This is a genomic window from Rheinheimera aquimaris, from assembly GCF_020531985.1.
GTDB classification, from domain to species: domain Bacteria; phylum Pseudomonadota; class Gammaproteobacteria; order Enterobacterales; family Alteromonadaceae; genus Alishewanella; species Alishewanella aquimaris.
The window spans coordinates 63,780-81,020 of the sequence record NZ_JAJAVQ010000001.1 but is presented as its reverse complement, the minus strand read 5'-3'; the positions used below and the strand labels follow the sequence as shown (position 1 = coordinate 81,020).

Sequence of the window (17,241 nt, the reverse complement as noted above, 5' to 3'; positions counted from 1 at the left end):
TATTTTATACAGTATAAATATACAGCTGTCTAATGTTTTATTGCCACTTTTGTCTACTCGAACTTTGACACCGATTGGCGTAATATAAAAACCAAAAGCAAAACCGCCCATGACTGCTTAGCAGTTTGAATTATCAAGGAATAGTATGGATTTTTCCGTATGGTCTGAACGACGCTCAGGTGCCACTGATAGCAGACCGGGTGATCAGCGCACACCATGGCAACGCGACCGGGCCCGTATTCTTCATTCCGCTGCTTTTCGTCGCTTACAGGCAAAAACACAGATCCTGGGTATTGGCCAGAATGATTTTTACCGTACCCGCTTGACGCATTCTCTGGAAGCGTCCCAAATTGGCACTGGCCTGGTTAGCCAGCTACGCAGTAAAACGGCGGCAGACCTGTTACCTATTTTGCCTCAGGATGCACTAATGGAGTCGTTGTGTCTGGCACATGATATTGGCCACCCGCCTTTTGGTCACGGTGGCGAAACAGCGCTTAACTATAAAATGCTGCAAGACGGCGGCTTTGAAGGTAATGGCCAGACACTGCGTATTGTGGCAAAACTTGAACCTTATACCCAGCAACATGGTATGGATTTATCCCGCCGTACTTTACTCGGCCTATTGAAATACCCGGTATTGCAGCCATCACTGGCCAGTACAACACTGCCGCAGCAAAACCCGCTTAATTTAACCCCCTGGAAGCCGGCCAAAGCTATTTTTGCTGCTGATGCCGATATACTCGATTGGATCCTCAGTCCGCTTAGCGATTCAGACAGAGTATTATTTCAAAGCACTGAACAGCTGACCGAGTCCCCTTTTATCAAATCACGCTATAAGTCGCTTGATGCATCGATTATGGAACTGGCGGACGATATAGCGTACGGCGTGCATGACCTGGAAGACGCCATAGTGCTTGGCAATATCAGCCAGAGCCAGTGGCAACAGCACACAGAAACTGAATGGGCAGCGCTTTCCAGCGATTTAAAACAGATGATGCAGCAAATAAGCGCAGCGCTGTTCAGTAACCAACATCATTTACGTAAAGACGCGATAGGTTCACTGGTAAATCTGCTTATCAGTTCGGTCGGGTTGGCTGAAGTACTCCCGCAAGCGCAACAGCCACTGATTAGGTTTAATGCGGTATTAAGTAAAGAGCCGCAAGCCATTTTGCATTGTCTGAAACAGGTGGTATTCCGCTGTGTTATAGCGCGGCCTGACATTCAGCAATCGCGTTTTCGCTGCCAGAATATGCTGATGGCTTTGTTTGATGCATTTTCATCGGACCCATCTCGTTTGTTACCTGCGAATACCCAGCAACGTTGGCAACAAGCACCAGCGCAGCTTAAAACCCGGGTGATATGTGATTATATCTCCGGCATGACCGATGACTATGCAGAGCACATGTACCGCAGACTGTATGCAAATAGCTAATATTTATCAGGCAGGTTAAGAGTTTTGTCACAACACGCATTACGGGTATTAGCCGGGCCAACAGCCCTGGCTCAGATCAAGCAGCATGGCTTTAACCAGGCCGATTTTAATGTCATGGTAGGTGCCAGCGGTGGACCCAAATGGTTTTGTCTGTACGGGCTGGACCAATACTTATTTGGCAGTTTTTTCCGACAGCGCAGCACGCCACTGCATATTCTTGGCAGCTCCGCCGGTGCCTGGCGTTTTGCCTGTTTTGCACAGGCAGCCCCGGTAGCGGCCTCCAAACGCTTCTGTCAGGCATATAGCCACATCACCTACCCTAAATACGCCGATACAGCGCTTATCAGCGAAATTTCCGCCCGTATTATTGATGATGTGTTCCCCTCAGAGACAGAGGTGCAGCAGGTACTTGATAATCCAAATATAAAGCTGAGCCTTGTAGTTGCCAAAGCGCAGCGTATCTCCTCTGCACGGCATAGGTTGCTGCAAGCAGGTGCTCTGACGTTGGCTGCAGGTGCGAATTTAGTTAGCCGCCGACACTTACGCCATTTTTTTGAACGTGTGTTGTTCCATGTCGCGGGTGAAATGTCGCCGTTCCATAATGCGGGTACACTACCAACAAGACATGTTGAGCTTACGACAGCAAACTTAAAGCAAGCAGTGCTGGCCAGTGGCTCTATCCCTATGGTGCTAAATCCGGTAGAGAATATTGCCGGTGCAGGTCCGGGGCTATATTACGATGGCGGTGTAACCGACTACCATTTCGATTTACCTTTCAGTAATGAGGGTTTGGTATTGTACCCTCATTTCTACCCCTATCTGACGCCGGGCTGGTTTGATAAAGCTTTGAAGTGGCGCAAAGCCAATCCGGCTCATTTGCATAATGTGGTGTTGCTCTGCCCCAGCCCATCCTGGGTGCAATCACTTCCCTATGGAAAAATACCGGATCGAAATGACTTTAAACTACCAGACAGTACCAGAATAAATTACTGGCAGACTGTTATACAGCGCTCTGAAGAACTGGCAGACGCTATGCATCAAGGAAAATTCACCCTCGAGGCGTTGTAATAAAACTTAAATTGTTCAAAATTGAAGCAGTTAAACGTACCGGTTAAAGAACCAGCTATAATCTGCCGCTTGGTTCAGGTTACACTTGCGTCACGTTTAGTTTACCAAACAAGGATGTACAATGCCTTCCCGTGATCCTCTGATGAATACAATACAAACTTGTGACATTACACAAGAGCGTAAAATCGGCAAAAAAATTGCGTTGCAACAAGGTGAGATCTCAAACCTGAGTTTTTGGATAAGCCAGGTTTCAATGATTATTGCCACAGTTCTGGGTGTCTACCTTGCTGCTCAGCAAGGTTTACAACAGGCGGTTATGTTTGAACAGATCCAAAGCGATAAAAATAATTACTACCTTCGCACATCCCTGCAGCAGGAACTGGCTGACAACTTACAGCTGATCCGCGACTATACTGAGCAAATAAAAGGCGCTGGCGCCCACACCATTAAGCGTTACCCATTACAACTGGATACCTTTGTATGGGAAAGCATGAAGTACTCTCCCGCCACTCTGGAAACACCACCATCCCTGTTAAGTGCCAGCCGGCAGTTTTATCGCCAGGCAAATGATATTTACCAGAAGATTTACAGTAGCTTCTATCACAGTGCTTATGGTTCAAAGTTACTGCTGGAACTGGTTGAGCAGATGGAAACTGATGTATTGCCAAAATTTGAAGCCGATACGCAAAAACTTAAGCAAACGCTGGCACAGCAGAACATTGAGGTAGAGTAGAATGAACAAGCCGCAACAATACTGCCCCTGTTGCCAGGATCAGACACTGCAAACTGTTGAGCTTCATGGCCAACAGGTTGACCGCTGCGCCAGCTGTAATGGTTTATGGTTTGATGATGCTGAGCTTAGCCAGGCCATCGTGCATGGCAGCGAATTGACAGATCCATACTGTGTTAAGAACAATTTTGGTGAAAAGCTGGCACAGCATCAGTACCATTGTCACCGTTGCAACAGTAAAATGCAGCAGTATCATTTGCTAAAAAACTATCAGGTTACCATAGACAACTGCGCTCGCTGTAACGGCATCTGGGTGGATGGCAATGAAGCCGAGCAAGTACTGGCCGCACCAAAACTACAAGCAGCACTTACGATCCTGAACCAAAAAGTGTGCACCAAAAGCTGGGTGTTTCAGTTTTTCACACAGATGCCAAAAGAGTACAACATCAAGCCGCATCGCACTCCGATTATTACCTGGAGTCTGCTGGCATTGAACATTTTGATTTTTATCCTGTATGGTTTTGATAATAATGCCACTGACTGGACTTTCCGCTATTTTGCGCTGGACTCTTTAACATTATTCGCAGAGCAGCAATGGTGGACTTTGCTAAGCTACCAGTTTCTGCATGGTGGTGTTCTTCATCTGATTGGCAATATGTATTTTCTCTGGATCATAGGCGACAATCTTGAAGATGCGCTTGGACCGTGGAAATTTCTGACCGTATATCTGTTTTGTGGTGTTATTGCTGCTTTAACTGAACTGCTCGCTTGTTATCTGGTAGACCGTGACCTGCTAATGGTGGGTGCAAGTGGCGCTGTTGCAGGTCTTTTTGGTATGTATTTACTGTGGTTCCGCCACGCCAGCCTGACATTTATGTTTATCGTCTGGCAGAAAAAGCTCAATCCGGCATGGTATTTTGCCATCTGGGCAGCAATGAATATTATCGGTTTGTTATCTGAAGATCTCAGTGTAGCTTACTGGGCACATCTGGGTGGGCTGGTAGCAGGGCTGGCTGTTGGGCTGGCATTAAAGCAAAAAGTGATGGCGAAAAACCCGATGTTACAATTACTGCAACGGCCAGAAGCCAAAATACTACGCTGATCAACAGCAGGCCTGCCCTGTAACGGAGTAAATTATGACAACCTCATTATTATTAACACTGTTTCTCGCCATGCTGCTGCCTTTTCTGGCCAAAGCCCCACTGGCTTTTGCTATGCAAAAATCAGGCGGGTATGACAACCATAATCCAAGAGCGCAGCAAGCTGCGCTTAAAGGGTTTGGCCAACGCGCCAATGCGGCGCATTACAACAGCTTTGAAGCACTGCTAATTTACGCCTGTGCAGTTTTTGCAGCCCTGGCCACAGGCATTGTTGACCAAACCACAGTCACGCTGGGTTGGGTGTTTATTGCCAGCCGTATCGCTTATTTACTGTGTTATTGGTTCGACTACTCTACCCTTCGCTCTACCGTCTGGGGTGCAGGTATGATTGCTGCATTCGTTATGGCTGGCCGAGCAGTATTGGGTGGCTGAGTGACAGTTTCAAACCAAGAGTTTATGTGTTTCCTAACTCGTGAGACCGTGCGTCTAACTCATAAGGGGCATCTTCGTAACCAAACTTCATAATCTCTGAAATATAACGGCTTAGAAACATCTCGGTAGAGCCGGCTTGCTCATATTGATACACATGCCGTAATTCATGTGACAACAACCGAGTGGTCAAATACCCTTGCTTAATATAAATGCCGTAACCTAGTGTTAAACCAATTGTATTGGCTGTTAAAAAACCAAATTGCTCACATGACGCCGCAAGTACCGGATCATTCGGAGGCTTGATTACAGGCACTTCATAAATATGCACTTGTTCAGGCGTAGCTACGCCTACATGACTAGCAATGATTTGCTCTTCCAAGGTCAATGTTCTACCAAGCAGGCAAATTAGCGATTGATTTTGCTCAACCCATTTTGTTGCATTGGATACAATGTCCATATAATCAAAGCCTTAAAAGTCATGTATTGTTGAATTCAAGCATGTTAGGCGTTTATTCACTCCGACAAGTTGCTCAGGAAACTACGAAAACACCTAACACAATATCCTCCCCCTTTAAAATTCACCATCAAAGGCTTGAGGAGATTTTCCTCGTCTTTTTCATTTCTAATGACTATAAGAGCCAGATCTGCCGAAACTTCACCAGATAACAAGTAGTAATCGTTTGTTGATAACTGTTCATCATCATCATAAATTTCGACCCTAACCTTATGTATATCAGCGACTTTCAACCTACTACCAATATCTAACTCGTGGCCTAAAGCTTTAGAGATATAAGGATGAAGTCCTACCTGCCCGTGTATTGGGCAATTAATTAATGACACTATTCTAATCCCCCAAAACGCTTTTATCTGAAGGTAACTGAGCGAATCCATTCTTGCGCATAAATCTCGCGTATCCTAATTTTGACTTTGATATCTGTGACGAATTACCGGCATTAAGAATATCAGCAACGTGGGACACACAGCTATTCTCTATAGCATCATATTCGCCAAGCTGTTCATTTATCATATTTTTCTGTAGATTTTGTGCTGCTTCAGCGTCTTCCAGCTTAATTATGCATTCATGGACAGCTTTTTTACTTGAATTATATTTACCAGCTCTAACTATCGTTGTATCCGATCTATCTTGGCCAATAACTTGATGCGTTGAATAACCTATGTCTCCTAAGAACACCTCTATTGTAAAATGCCCTTCTGAATAACCATTCTCAAACTGTCTGATAACAGCATATCCCTCTTTACAGCTTAACCCCAACGGATCTATCCAGTTAATATGGTTGGGGGCATACTGGTAGTGGTTAATACCACCTAACAGACCTATCGGGTCCTGGCTGATAAAACGGCCTGTTTGTGGGTCGTAGTACCTAAAGTGGTTGTAGTGCAAACTACTCTCTGCATCATAGTACTGGCCCTGAAAGCGAATTGGGTTATCGATTTCATTAACCGTTACCGTCGCTTTACCAAACACACTGTAATGCGCTTGCCAAACGATGTTGTTGTCGCTGTCGGTTAAGCTTAGCGGTGTGCCTAGCTGGTCTAGTTGGTAAAAATACAGCTGGCCGCCACTTAGCAGCGCCAGCGGTTTGTTGCTATCTGGCTCATAAAGATACCAGCGATACTCGCCCTGGCTGTATTCGCCAATTAAAAGGTTACCTTCCCAGAAATAATCCGTGCGGCCGCTGGCGGTGATCTTGGCACTACGTCGGCCAAAGGCGTCATATTCGTAACGCGTTACAAACACACCAGCTGAATTAGTGCTACTTAGTGCTGTTAACTGGTTAAAACCGTTGTATTCCCGCTGTTGGCGCTTTCCGGCTGAGACAGCTGCAGTTTGGTTACCACTGTCATCATACTGATACTGGTTTGCCTGATACTGCAACAGCCGATCTTGCTTAACCACTATGCCTTCGCCCCTTGGGTTGCCAAAGCTGTCCCATTGGTGCACTTCGTTTTGCGTACTGTCGCGGCTTTCAGTTTTACCAATTAACTGGTCCAGTTCATTGTACTGATAGGCTGTGTTACCGAGCTGGTTATCCGTAACCGAAAGCAGCTGATGCAGCGCACTATAGCTGTACTGTCGGCTATGGCTGCAGTCGCCATGCTGCCACTGTTGTCCTGTTAAACGGTTAAAGGCATCAAACTGCTGATTAAGTTGTAGCCCGCTTTGATATTCACGGGCAGTTTCACGCCCTGCGGTATCAAAACTTCGCCACATTACCGGCTGTTGATTAACTGCCAGTTGCGATAAATAGCCATGCTCGTTGTAACGAAAATCAACTCGGGTGCCATCCGGCAGGGTGCTGTTTATCCGCTGGCCGACCTCGTTGTATTCGTGCAAAGTGCGCCAGTCGTCCTGCCAATGCTCGCTAAGCTGACCATTGGTATGATAGGTAAAACGCAGTTTACGGCTCGCGTTGCTCGCCCTGAGGGGGCGCCCCAGTTTGTCGTAGTGAAAATGATTACTGGCCAGTTGCTGGCCAAACAGCGCCGTTTGCTCAGTTACTCTGCCGCGGCTATCGCGTTTTAGCCTGATTTGACGCTGACTACCATCGGTTACAGAGCTGATGTTACCGCACAAATCATACTGGTACTGCTGTTGCCGGCCATCAAAACCTTGCAGCTTTACCGGGCGTTCCTGCGCATCATAAGCAAATTGATAACGAGCCCCGTCACTGCGCATAATGGCAGTAAGATTACGTTCTTTATCATATTCGTAATCAAAACGGCTGCCATCTGCCTGTAACCGCGCTACAGGCTGGCTTAAGCCTTCATATTGCCACAGTGTGCACTCACCCTGAGCATTGGTTTTACTGATAAGCCTGCCGGCAATATCATATTCAAGTTGTTCGGTGATAGCTTGCTCAGGCGAGTCCGCACTATAGCGCTTAATCGCTGTGATTTTACCGGCGCTATTACGCTGGTACTCAGTGATTAAACCTGCTGCATCCACTATCCCGTTGATACGCCCCAGCTTGTCATAGCTGTAACGGGTTGTCGCTTCGCCCAGTTGCTTTGCTAATAACTGGCCGTCTTCGTCCCACAGATACTGTTCAATACGGCCATCAACATGTCTAATTGTGTTTAACTGGCCATTCTGATTGTAATAATAATGGCGGCCAACACCGCCGGGATAGCACTCTGATTTAAGCAACCCGCCAGCGCTGTACTCACGCAGCCAGTGCTGGCCTTCCGCATCAATATAACCCACGCGCTGGCCAAGCTCATTGTATTGAAAATGACTTATGGCACCGTCAGCTTGTTCTACCGTAACAAGTTGGCCAAGCTCGTTGTAGTAATAGCGCGTTACGGCGCCGTCCGGTGCTGTTTCGGCAATCTTCTTGCCTTGCTTATTCCAGTTGTACAACCAGACAGCACCATCAGGTGCCACTTTTTTGATTAACTGGTTCAGCTCATTATGCAGGTACTGCCAGCGCTGGCCCCGGCTATCTGTGCTGATGGTAAGGCGCTGAGCGTCGTCATAGCTGAATTGATAATCGTAATACCCATCGTCGCCCCAGTTCCGGATGCAGCGTGCGGAACATCCTTCCCCCTGCCAGCTGAAATAATGGCAGAATCCACTGGCCCGTTGCCGCTTCGCCAGTAAGTGCCCTTGATAGCTATACCGCTCGGTCTGGCTGGCCTGGTTGGTTGCCATTATCAGATCAGCGTCTTCGTCATACTGGTATTGCGCCAATGTCACATCTAACGCTTTCATCCCTTTCGCCGCCAGCTCAACGGCCTCGACGCGGCTCAGTAAGCCTTGATCGTTGTAATGCAGTTCAACGGCACGCTTGTTACTGTAGTCTATCCGGCTTAACCGGTTAGAACGGTCATAATATAACTGCAGATAGTTACCCAGGCTGTCATAGATCTGATGCAAAGCCCACCGCGGTGTATGCGTACCTTCGGCTCTGACCCGAACAAATACCCAGTGCGTGCTGTCAGGGCGCAGCAGAACCAGGCTGCCATTATCCTCAATCCGCAATGCCAGAGATTCCGTTAACTGGTAACTCGTCTGTCCAGGATCTGGCATTGCAAACGTCAGGCGCCGGCCTTCTTCATTGTGTAGCTCAAGCAATTGCTGATCGTTGTCATCTTTAAGCGCAATTATGTGCAAATGAAAATTGCTGCGCCAGCCAAACCCTAACCCAAGGTTTTCATCGCACTGACTGGAGCGATATGTCCGTTTAAACTGCAGCGGGAACAGCCCCGACAACTCAAAATCAACCAGCTCTAATATTTCCTCACCGGTGCACATGGCCACGGGGTCACCGCAAAAAGCGATGCTATTGCTTTGCGGTACCGCCTCACCACTTGCCGTTTTTCCGGGAACACTACTCACTACAGCTTCACTGGCTGAGCCTTTATCACCCTGACTGCTTGCCGGGCTGGCTGCACCACCAGGCTTATTAGGTGCGGACTTTTTACTGGCTTTACCTGTCACGACAGGCGCTGGCTCACTTATGCGTTCAGGTTCAGCCAGGCGGCACACAAACAGTTTTCCCTGAAGAATGGCTTGTGCCAGCGACTTATATAACTCGGTCTTGGCGTGCTGCACCTGCATATTGACGGAGGCACCGCCAAACCAGCCAGAAATATTAACTAACGCCGAACCTGTAACTGAATCCGGAAAATTATCCTGCAAAAACGCCGCAGCTTCTGCCGCTGAAACAAACTGTATTGCTTCGGCAACTGCATGGGTGCTGAACTGCAACATGCCGCCATAACGGCTTTTAAGCTGTAAACTGTGCATACCCATGATGATGAAACATCCTTGTTGTTAGCTATCAATTTCACTTACAGCAAATAACGCGACAGCGCGGTAATGCTGTAGAGATTGCTCGTACTGTAATGTCAGGCGGGGTAACCGCCCCTTGGCCATAGCTCGCATCAGGTGAAGCAAGCGATATAGACCACCGCTTGCGCCAAGCTCACCGCACCAATATGCCGGCATACAGAAAGTTGTATCGGCATCGACTGCTCCACGTAACCAGTGATACTGTTCAAGCCAGACAGCTGCTGCGCTCTCATCACCACAATCCGGCATATACAGTTGCCCGAGCATTGTTGTGCGATCTAACGCTTTGCCCGCTGCCTGTCGCAACACATTTGCGGTAGCATCATTGTTGCTGTGCCCGGTGGTTGCATCCACAGCGTTGAAGAGTAACTGCAACCCGGCACCGCCATTTGCTGTGTCCAACGCTCTACTGCCAATACACAGTGCTACAGCTCCTTCAGACAAGACATGGCTGGCTGAGTATCGGCAATAACGTTCAAATGCGGTTGCACTGCACAGGCTGTCAACTGACAGCAGCCATATTTGCGCCTGACTCTGCTGCTGTAACAAGTTTTGCGCTGCAGCTAACGCCATAAGTGCCCCGGCGCTGCCATGCGCGAACACCCTGCACTGGGCAGATTGCAGCAGCCCCGGTAAGTCACGCATAATATGCTGTATCAGACTATTAAGTAACGAGTCACCAGTAGTGCTTAGTTCAGGCAAAATAAGGTAAACGACACTCTGGTCTGCCAACAGATCGGTATTTTGCTGTGCTTTTAGTTTCGCCACTAAGCGGCGCAATAACTGACACAGTCGGACATTAAAATCCTCTTTTTCGCAATAAGGCTGTATAAGGGCATGTCTCAACGTAACCCCATGCCAATCTATTGCAGCAGGCGCTAAAGCACTAAGCTCAAGTTGTTCAATACAGTCTGCATCTGGCATAGCGCCCAACGTAAACGCATACTGATGTAACACCAACGTCTGCTCAACTGCCATAACCTGCCCTGTCAATCAGCCTGTCAGTGAATACCAAAGCACTTCCGGGGTTAGCCAGAAAACGATGACATGCAACCACCTGACGCTGCAGTGCATTACCTTGTCGCCAAACAACTTGCAATTGTGTTTCCTCAATATCACAACCGGCCAGTCTGCGTTTGTTTTTTCCTGTCAGTACAGCGGCAACATCGGCCGCTGATACCAGCATATCTGCGTCCAATATCCCCAATATCAGCGTTAGTGCATCAAGTGCAGCCTGTGCGCTATCCTGTTGCTGCGAAAGCTCCAACAGCAACGGAACGAACTTGAGCTGCCCACTAAAAGCCATTGCCCGTATTGCCATTTCCGTTTGCCCACCAACTGCAGACAGATAATTAATGATCCGCATTTGCACTGCTTCAGGAGCATTAACCATCAAAAGCATTAGTGCGACATCCGTCAGCCCTGACGTCTGGGATAATCTGGCGACAAGTTCAGCCACATCTGTTTGCTGCCCGAGCATATAAGCTGACAGCTGAGCGATACCGAAGCGATTATCATCAGGATTAAGCGTCGACAGCCACTGCTGCACTAGCGGCAACTTACTACGATCACCACTACAGCCAATATAGAAAATTGCCGCCGTACAAATGTTATCTCCCTGCAGCAATGGCAAGACTGCTTTGCTAACTGGCAATTGCTGCCTCGCTGCAAAGTGCCAGACAGCAGAACAATTAACCGCTGAATTACTCAGCAATAGCTCCGTGAAATGCTGCAGCTTATCGGTTTGCTGGCTGAACTTAATATCAAGCATTAGCTGTAACGCCTGATCTGGCGTAGAAAATCTGCTTAATTCATCAATATGCGACAAACCACTGGTTATGCCTGCTTCTGTCAACCAATTCATCCAGGGCAACATGGATACAGGCGGTGTCTTTTGCCGTTTCAGCTCTATCAGCACCTGCAGACAATCTAATAAACGGTGATCATGCTGCATTAGCAGGCCCAGCCCGGTATAGCGATCATGCACGAGCGTTAAGCGCTGAGACAACAGCAACTCAGCCTGCTCTGTCGCAGAGTCTTGCAACAACATAGTGTTTAGCCGCCAATAACAACCGTAGGCATACCTACTATAATCTTCCCACCATGTTCGGTGTCATCGCCCATGCGCGCCGCATTTTTACCGTTAATAAACACAGTCGATGACCCCCCGCTAATCGTGTCTGGTGGCCCAATACATACCAGTTTATCGCCCTTGCGTGCCGCAGGAATGCCACAAATACTGACATTTGGCGATCCCTGAACAACCGGCCCGCCAACGTGAGGTTTAGGGCCTGGGTCAACCTTGGGGCAAACATGCATACATCCGATAACCGCAGCCGGTTTTGCCATTTACTTAGTCCTGTCTGCTTTGTCCGTTAATTGATGCTGACCTTGCTGCCTTTAATGGTGATATTTGCACCCTTAATATCAATAGAACCATCGCTCTTCATTGAAATAGAGGCTGCACCGGTTTTAATCGTGATGGCATCTCCCGCGTCAATCAGCAACTTTTTGCCCACCTTAAGCGTATCATTGCCATCAATGGTGTTTTTCCGGTCTTTGTTCACGGTTTCGGTATCGTTACCTTTTACAGTGGTAACGCGATCATTTGCGATCATGTCGGTCTGATTATTCTCTACCTGCAACTCGAAATCTTTTTCAGCATGCAGATACAGCAGCTCTTCGCCTTTTTTATCTTCAAACCTCAGCTCATTAAAGTTGGCTGCGCCACCGCCTTTACTGGATCGGCTTTTAATACCGCTTTGCGTCTTATCATCGGGCAGCGTGTAAGGCGGCATATGATCAGAGTTATATACAGCGCCGATAATTATTGGCTGATCCGGGTCGCCATTTAGAAACTCGACCAACACTTCCTGATCGCGCCTCGGAAAGAAAAAAGCCCCCCAGTTTTTGCCAGCCCAATTCTGGCTGACCCGGATGGGGCAAGAACTTTCATTATCTTTTATGTCTGAGCGATCCCAATGAAACTTAACCGTAACCCGCCCAAGCTCGTCGACAGAAATCTCTTCGCTGCCCTTACAGGTTACAGTGGCGCTTTGTACCCCCGTAATCACTGGCTTGGCAATTGTCAGCTGAGGCCGGTAAGCAACCTCTTTCGGAACGCAGTAAAAGCTGTTACTAATTTCCTGTTTAGTGGTCTTGTTCGCACCTGTCTGGCTAGCTATTGCTGCAGTAAGCACCACTTCGGTCAGGACATACTGTTTACCGGCTTCAGCTTTGTCTTCATGTTCGGTAAGCGTAAAGGTTTTACCTATGCTGAAGCTGCGGCAGTTACTTGCACCTTTGCGCCTTTCAATATCCCGTTGCAATGCTTCCAACCGGATATCCGCAATTGCTTTAGAGCGGGGATGAAACTCAGATTCGGCGTCATAGCTAAATACTTCGTAGTTGGCATGCCCACTCACTAAACTACCTTTATTCGCTTCGCCAGTTGGTAAAGCAGTAGGTTTTTTTATATCAAAACCGCGCTGAACAAATTTACCCGGTGCCATCACCAGCGCTTTTTGCCAATGATGAATATGAGACTCAGACAAACTGCCGGCAAAATACTTTACTTTAGATTCAATACCCGGCTCATAAGCAGTGGCCTTATCGGCCAGAATAAGCTTATGGCTGCTTTGAGTATGTTCAAAGTAATAGAAAATACCTTCTTGTTGCAGCAAGCGTTGAATAAAATCCAAATCACTCTCTTCATACTGCACTTTAAAATCGTAATCAGGGTAACTGCCCTGGATCTTAGCCGAAACATCGACTTTGACACTGTGCTCACCAGCGACCTGTTCAACAATTTTTAAGACGTTTTTGGCCCGGAAAATCCGGCTGTTTACCCTGTGCTGCATATACCAGGCAGCGGCAACCAGATGCAGGCTATAATCGCGATAATCCGCGCCGGCAGCATCTTTACTCACCCTGGCGCCCAGCGCCGCTACATCTGCTACTACAGCATGGATGTAGCGCTGTTTATTGCCGCCTAATTCCAACGTAATAGTGACTTCTTTACCGATCAACTCATCAGGTTTGATTTCGCGGCCGTTGCCATACACTTCAGCTTTAACACTAAATAACTGAGATAATGCCTCTTTGAATACAAACCGGGTTAAAATCAACGCATCTTTGCCAAGCGGCGTATCAATTCTGATGCTGTTCTCGTCCTGGGTTGCCTGTTGCATCCATTCGCCTCAACTGGTTACTAATATAAGATGATCGGTAAAAAAGCAGATAGGAAGCTGGTGTGGTAAACCACACCAGCGGGTTCAGCTTACAGCTTAGAACCTTTAACGCCGCTGTAACCGTATACCAACGGTGCAGTAACGTTGTTTTTGTCGTCTGTCGGTGTAACTGTCATCATTAGCTCGGTATAGCTGATAACAATAGTTTCAACCGGACGGTCGCCAGACACTGACATCTGGTAGCTGCTGATCATGGCGTCAGTCAGTTCGATCTTCATGATCTCTTCCACTTTATCGCCTTGCTTGGTGATGTGGAAAACCGCTTTTTGCCCCTTCCCGATAGTCGCTTCTTTGAACAGATCCGGAGACGCTTTATCCTGCAGCTTAGTAATAACGATGTCATTTAAGCGAGTGGCGCTGGCTTCACGGTCCATTGCGGTACCAGTGAAAGAGCTCAGTTCACGCTGAGTGCCCCAGTCCATAGATAATACAGTAATCATATCCTTGAACTCTTCAGCGGTCGTTTCACCTTTGATCGCGCCATATTGCAGGTAGGTATTTGCTTGCATGCTATGCTCCTTTTGCATATTTAAACAGGTGCCCGATATCGGACATCAAGGTTAGACCGGATAACTCATTAATCCGGAAATGTTAAAAAACCACCAGCTGCTTTATATAATAAATACATTTACATTAATTATGCATTATCAATAAAATTACATAACTGATTATCAGTTTTTAAACTTCACAAATTATATCTTCAAAACCAATATTAACAACATAAAATTAACTATTAATTTAGCTATTTTTTAACCTTTAAATGTCAGGTAAGATCTGCCTGACATTTACACAATGATAATCAGCTCACGCTGTAGTCAAATTTGCCATCCGCTACCTCCAACAGAATATGACTTACCGGCTGCTGCTGAGCGACCCGCTGTAAAATGCGCACGGATAGTTCAGGTAACAACTGATTCTGTAGAATATTGTGAATAGTGCGGGCCCCGGAACCAGCATCCTGGCATTGGCTGACAATCAGATCGGTCACATCGTTACCGTAATTGAAATCAGCTTTGTAATGCTGGCGTAAACGTTTATTAATGCGGGCTAATTGCAAAGTCGTGATCAGCGCCAGCTTGTCATTATCAAGCGGCAGATATGGAATAAGATTCAACCTGCCGAGAAATGCCGGCTTGAATACCGTTAACAAATCGTCTTTAAGTGCTTTGCCGAGTCCTTCGACAGAAGGGGCAGTATCAGGGTCTTCAAATAAACGCATCGTTGTATCAGTGCCAACGTTAGACGTCATAATGATAATGGTGTTTTTAAAATCAATATCTCGGCCTTCGCCGTCTTTTATCGTGCCCTTATCAAACACCTGATAAAAAATATCCTGAACGCCTGGATGAGCTTTCTCCATTTCATCCAGCAGAATCACGCTATAGGGCTTACGCCGCACTGCTTCTGTCAGCACACCGCCTTCACCATAACCGACATATCCCGGAGGGGAGCCAAGCAGCAGAGAGACTTTATGCTCTTCTTTAAACTCTGACATATTAATAACGGTCAGTTGCTCTTCACTGCCGTAAACCTGCTCAGCCAGTGCCAGTGCTGTTTCAGTTTTCCCAACACCACTGGGGCCGGTTAACAGAAAAATGCCATTTGGCTTATTCTCATCTGCAAGCTGTGCCCTGGAAGTTTGCACGGTGCGGGCGATCAATTCCAGCGCATGGTCCTGGCCTACAACCCGTTGTTGCAAGAACGTATTCAGTGCTAAAACGGTATTAATTTCGTCTGCCTGCATTTTGCCCAGCGGAATACCTGTCCAGTCTGACACGACTTCAGCTACCAGCTCTTCAGTTACCTGCCAGTGCACCATCGGCTCGGCAATGGCAGCGAACTCCGCTTTAATCTGTTTTAAACGCTGAAGTAAAGGCGAATCATCAGTCTGGGGTTCTGCGGTAAGTTGCTGCGCCAGTTGGCGGGCTTCAGCAACCAATGCTTTTTGCTGCTGCCAGTTTTGCTGCAACTGTGCCAGCTCTGCAGCAACCTGCTCCGCTTTCAGTTCAAGTGCCTTTAACGCATCAATATGGTCAACACCAAGATACTGCTCGCGCTTCAGCACATCAATTTCCTGCTGCAACTGCGCAACCAGCCGCTGATGGTCTTCCACTGCTCCGGGAATCGCATCCTGGCTCATCGCCACCCTTGCACAGGCAGTATCAAGCAATCCCACTGCTTTATCGGGTAACTGTCTTCCATTGATGTAACGGTGGGATAACTTAACCGCCGCCTGTAGTGCCTGATCGGTGATAGACACCTGATGGTGTTGCTCCATCACCGGTAACAGCCCGCGCATCATCACCGAAGCCAGCTCGGGTGTCGGCTCTTCTACTTTTACAACCTGGAAACGACGGGCCAGTGCAGCGTCTTTCTCGAAATACTTTTTATACTCTGCCCAGGTCGTGGCGGCGATAGTGCGCAGCTCGCCACGGGCCAGCGCCGGTTTAAGCAGGTTTGCCGCATCATTCTGGCCAGCCTGGCCACCACTGCCAATCATCGTATGCGCTTCGTCAATAAACAAAATCACCGGCGATACCGAGCGGTTAACTTCGTTGATAACATTTTTCAGCCGGTTTTCAAATTCGCCTTTCATACCTGCGCCCGCTTGCAGCAAGGCAAGATCTAACACCCGCAGGCTGATATTTTTTAATTTGTCCGGGACATCGCCTGAGGCAATTTTTAACGCCAGTCCTTCGACAACTGCCGTTTTGCCCACGCCAGCTTCACCGGTCAATATCGGGTTGTTTTGCCGCCGGCGCGTTAAAATGTCTATCATCTGGCGAATTTCATAGTCGCGCCCGATAATAGGATCCATTTTGCCAGCTCGGGCCTGTGCCGTCAGATCGGTGGTGAACTGATCAAGTGCCGGCGTCTTACCGCCACTGACCGAGTTATTGCTCGCTTGCCTGCCTTGCTGCTCTGAGCTCTGTTTTGCCAACTCTGGCCACAACCGCAACAGTTCAGCCGCTTCCAACTTATCAAGCGCAGGCACTCTGCGGCTTAACAGCGCAGCGAGACTATCGTCTTTGAGCAATGTATATAAAATGTATGCTGAACGGATCTGCTGATCAGCAAATTCGATAGTCGTACTTAACCAACTAGTACGCAGCAAGTTAATCAGCTGTACTGAAATGGTTGGCAACACATTGTTACCGGTTTTCATCTGCTCCAATGCTTGCTGCAACTGCTGCTTGACACTATCGGGGTTAATATCAAAACTGCGTAACAGCATCGGAATATCACCATCATCCTGTTCTAGCATGGCGTCTAACCAATGCTCAATTTCAACACTGTAGTGGCTGCGTGACTGGCATCGCGCCGTTGCCGCTTCCAGAGACTGGCGACTAGCCGGGTTTAGTTTCTCAACCAGACTTTTTAATGTGGTAGTAGACATAATTGCTTCCTGTGCA

14 protein-coding genes are annotated in these 17,241 nt (G+C 47.7%); 5 read left to right on the top strand and 9 right to left on the bottom strand.

Translation table 11 applies throughout. The features are described 5' to 3' along the window. Positions 1 to 145 precede the first annotated feature (145 nt). The 5 genes from LHL18_RS00335 to LHL18_RS00315 all read left to right on the top strand — a co-directional run bounded on the left by LHL18_RS00335 (position 146) and on the right by LHL18_RS00315 (position 4,762). Positions 146 to 1,432 carry an anti-phage deoxyguanosine triphosphatase gene (locus LHL18_RS00335; protein ID WP_134055061.1) on the top strand — a complete coding sequence of 429 codons (1,287 nt, stop codon included), beginning with the start codon at positions 146 to 148 and terminating at the stop codon, positions 1,430 to 1,432. 24 nt (positions 1,433 to 1,456) lie between these two features. After that, positions 1,457 to 2,500, top strand: coding sequence for a patatin-like phospholipase family protein (locus tag LHL18_RS00330; protein ID WP_226765329.1), 1,044 nt, complete (start codon positions 1,457 to 1,459; stop codon positions 2,498 to 2,500). A 142-nt stretch (positions 2,501 to 2,642) separates the two neighbouring features. Beyond that, positions 2,643 to 3,233, top strand: a complete 591-nt coding sequence (locus LHL18_RS00325) for a hypothetical protein (RefSeq protein WP_134055063.1) — start codon at positions 2,643 to 2,645, stop codon at positions 3,231 to 3,233. Between the two features lies 1 nt (position 3,234). Further along, complete coding sequence (locus LHL18_RS00320; protein ID WP_226765328.1) at positions 3,235 to 4,332, top strand: rhomboid family intramembrane serine protease; 1,098 nt, start codon at positions 3,235 to 3,237, stop codon at positions 4,330 to 4,332. Between the two features lie 34 nt (positions 4,333 to 4,366). Further along, positions 4,367 to 4,762, top strand: a complete 396-nt coding sequence (locus tag LHL18_RS00315) for an MAPEG family protein (RefSeq protein ID WP_226765327.1) — start codon at positions 4,367 to 4,369, stop codon at positions 4,760 to 4,762. A gap of 22 nt (positions 4,763 to 4,784) precedes the next feature. Here LHL18_RS00315 and LHL18_RS00310 read toward each other — a convergent pair whose 3' ends face one another. From LHL18_RS00310 to tssH, 9 genes are all read right to left on the bottom strand, one after another. Further along, a complete protein-coding gene (locus LHL18_RS00310) occupies positions 4,785 to 5,219 on the bottom strand; it encodes a hypothetical protein (protein ID WP_226765326.1) in 435 nt (144 codons plus the stop codon). A 56-nt stretch (positions 5,220 to 5,275) separates the two neighbouring features. Then, positions 5,276 to 5,602: a hypothetical protein gene (locus tag LHL18_RS00305; protein WP_134055071.1), complete on the bottom strand. Its 327-nt coding sequence runs from the start codon at positions 5,600 to 5,602 to the stop codon at positions 5,276 to 5,278. Positions 5,603 to 5,606: 4 nt separating this feature from the next. After that, positions 5,607 to 9,539, bottom strand: coding sequence for an RHS repeat-associated core domain-containing protein (locus tag LHL18_RS00300; protein WP_226765325.1), 3,933 nt, complete (start codon positions 9,537 to 9,539; stop codon positions 5,607 to 5,609). A gap of 21 nt (positions 9,540 to 9,560) precedes the next feature. Further along, complete coding sequence (locus LHL18_RS00295) at positions 9,561 to 10,556, bottom strand: hypothetical protein (RefSeq protein ID WP_226765324.1); 996 nt, start codon at positions 10,554 to 10,556, stop codon at positions 9,561 to 9,563. Beyond that, the gene (locus LHL18_RS00290; RefSeq protein WP_226765323.1) at positions 10,546 to 11,628 is read right to left on the bottom strand and encodes a hypothetical protein; all 1,083 of its coding nucleotides are present in this window, start codon (positions 11,626 to 11,628) and stop codon (positions 10,546 to 10,548) included. The genes LHL18_RS00295 and LHL18_RS00290 overlap by 11 nt, the downstream gene beginning before the upstream one ends. Before the next feature lie 5 nt (positions 11,629 to 11,633). Then, on the bottom strand, positions 11,634 to 11,927 hold the full coding sequence (locus LHL18_RS00285; protein ID WP_134055079.1) for a PAAR domain-containing protein: 294 nt from the start codon (positions 11,925 to 11,927) through the stop codon (positions 11,634 to 11,636). Between the two features lie 26 nt (positions 11,928 to 11,953). After that, positions 11,954 to 13,768: a type VI secretion system tip protein TssI/VgrG gene (gene tssI / locus LHL18_RS00280; RefSeq protein ID WP_226765322.1), complete on the bottom strand. Its 1,815-nt coding sequence runs from the start codon at positions 13,766 to 13,768 to the stop codon at positions 11,954 to 11,956. A gap of 89 nt (positions 13,769 to 13,857) precedes the next feature. Further along, positions 13,858 to 14,337, bottom strand: a complete 480-nt coding sequence (locus LHL18_RS00275; protein ID WP_134055083.1) for an Hcp family type VI secretion system effector — start codon at positions 14,335 to 14,337, stop codon at positions 13,858 to 13,860. 290 nt (positions 14,338 to 14,627) lie between these two features. Beyond that, entirely contained in the window at positions 14,628 to 17,225 is a 2,598-nt protein-coding gene (tssH, locus tag LHL18_RS00270; RefSeq protein ID WP_226765321.1) for a type VI secretion system ATPase TssH, read from the bottom strand. Positions 17,226 to 17,241: the final 16 nt, after the last annotated feature.

Coding starts and splice junctions, on each gene's coding strand:
- LHL18_RS00335 (WP_134055061.1), top strand. CDS start 146: ATGGATTTTTCCGTATGGTCTGAACGACGCTCAGGTGCCACTGATAGC.
- LHL18_RS00325 (WP_134055063.1), top strand. CDS start 2,643: ATGAATACAATACAAACTTGTGACATTACACAAGAGCGTAAAATCGGC.
- LHL18_RS00320 (WP_226765328.1), top strand. CDS start 3,235: ATGAACAAGCCGCAACAATACTGCCCCTGTTGCCAGGATCAGACACTG.
- LHL18_RS00315 (WP_226765327.1), top strand. CDS start 4,367: ATGACAACCTCATTATTATTAACACTGTTTCTCGCCATGCTGCTGCCT.
- LHL18_RS00310 (WP_226765326.1), bottom strand. CDS start 5,219: ATGGACATTGTATCCAATGCAACAAAATGGGTTGAGCAAAATCAATCG.
- LHL18_RS00300 (WP_226765325.1), bottom strand. CDS start 9,539: ATGGGTATGCACAGTTTACAGCTTAAAAGCCGTTATGGCGGCATGTTG.
- LHL18_RS00295 (WP_226765324.1), bottom strand. CDS start 10,556: ATGGCAGTTGAGCAGACGTTGGTGTTACATCAGTATGCGTTTACGTTG.
- LHL18_RS00290 (WP_226765323.1), bottom strand. CDS start 11,628: ATGTTGTTGCAAGACTCTGCGACAGAGCAGGCTGAGTTGCTGTTGTCT.
- LHL18_RS00285 (WP_134055079.1), bottom strand. CDS start 11,927: ATGGCAAAACCGGCTGCGGTTATCGGATGTATGCATGTTTGCCCCAAG.
- tssI (WP_226765322.1), bottom strand. CDS start 13,768: ATGCAACAGGCAACCCAGGACGAGAACAGCATCAGAATTGATACGCCG.
- LHL18_RS00275 (WP_134055083.1), bottom strand. CDS start 14,337: ATGCAAGCAAATACCTACCTGCAATATGGCGCGATCAAAGGTGAAACG.
- tssH (WP_226765321.1), bottom strand. CDS start 17,225: ATGTCTACTACCACATTAAAAAGTCTGGTTGAGAAACTAAACCCGGCT.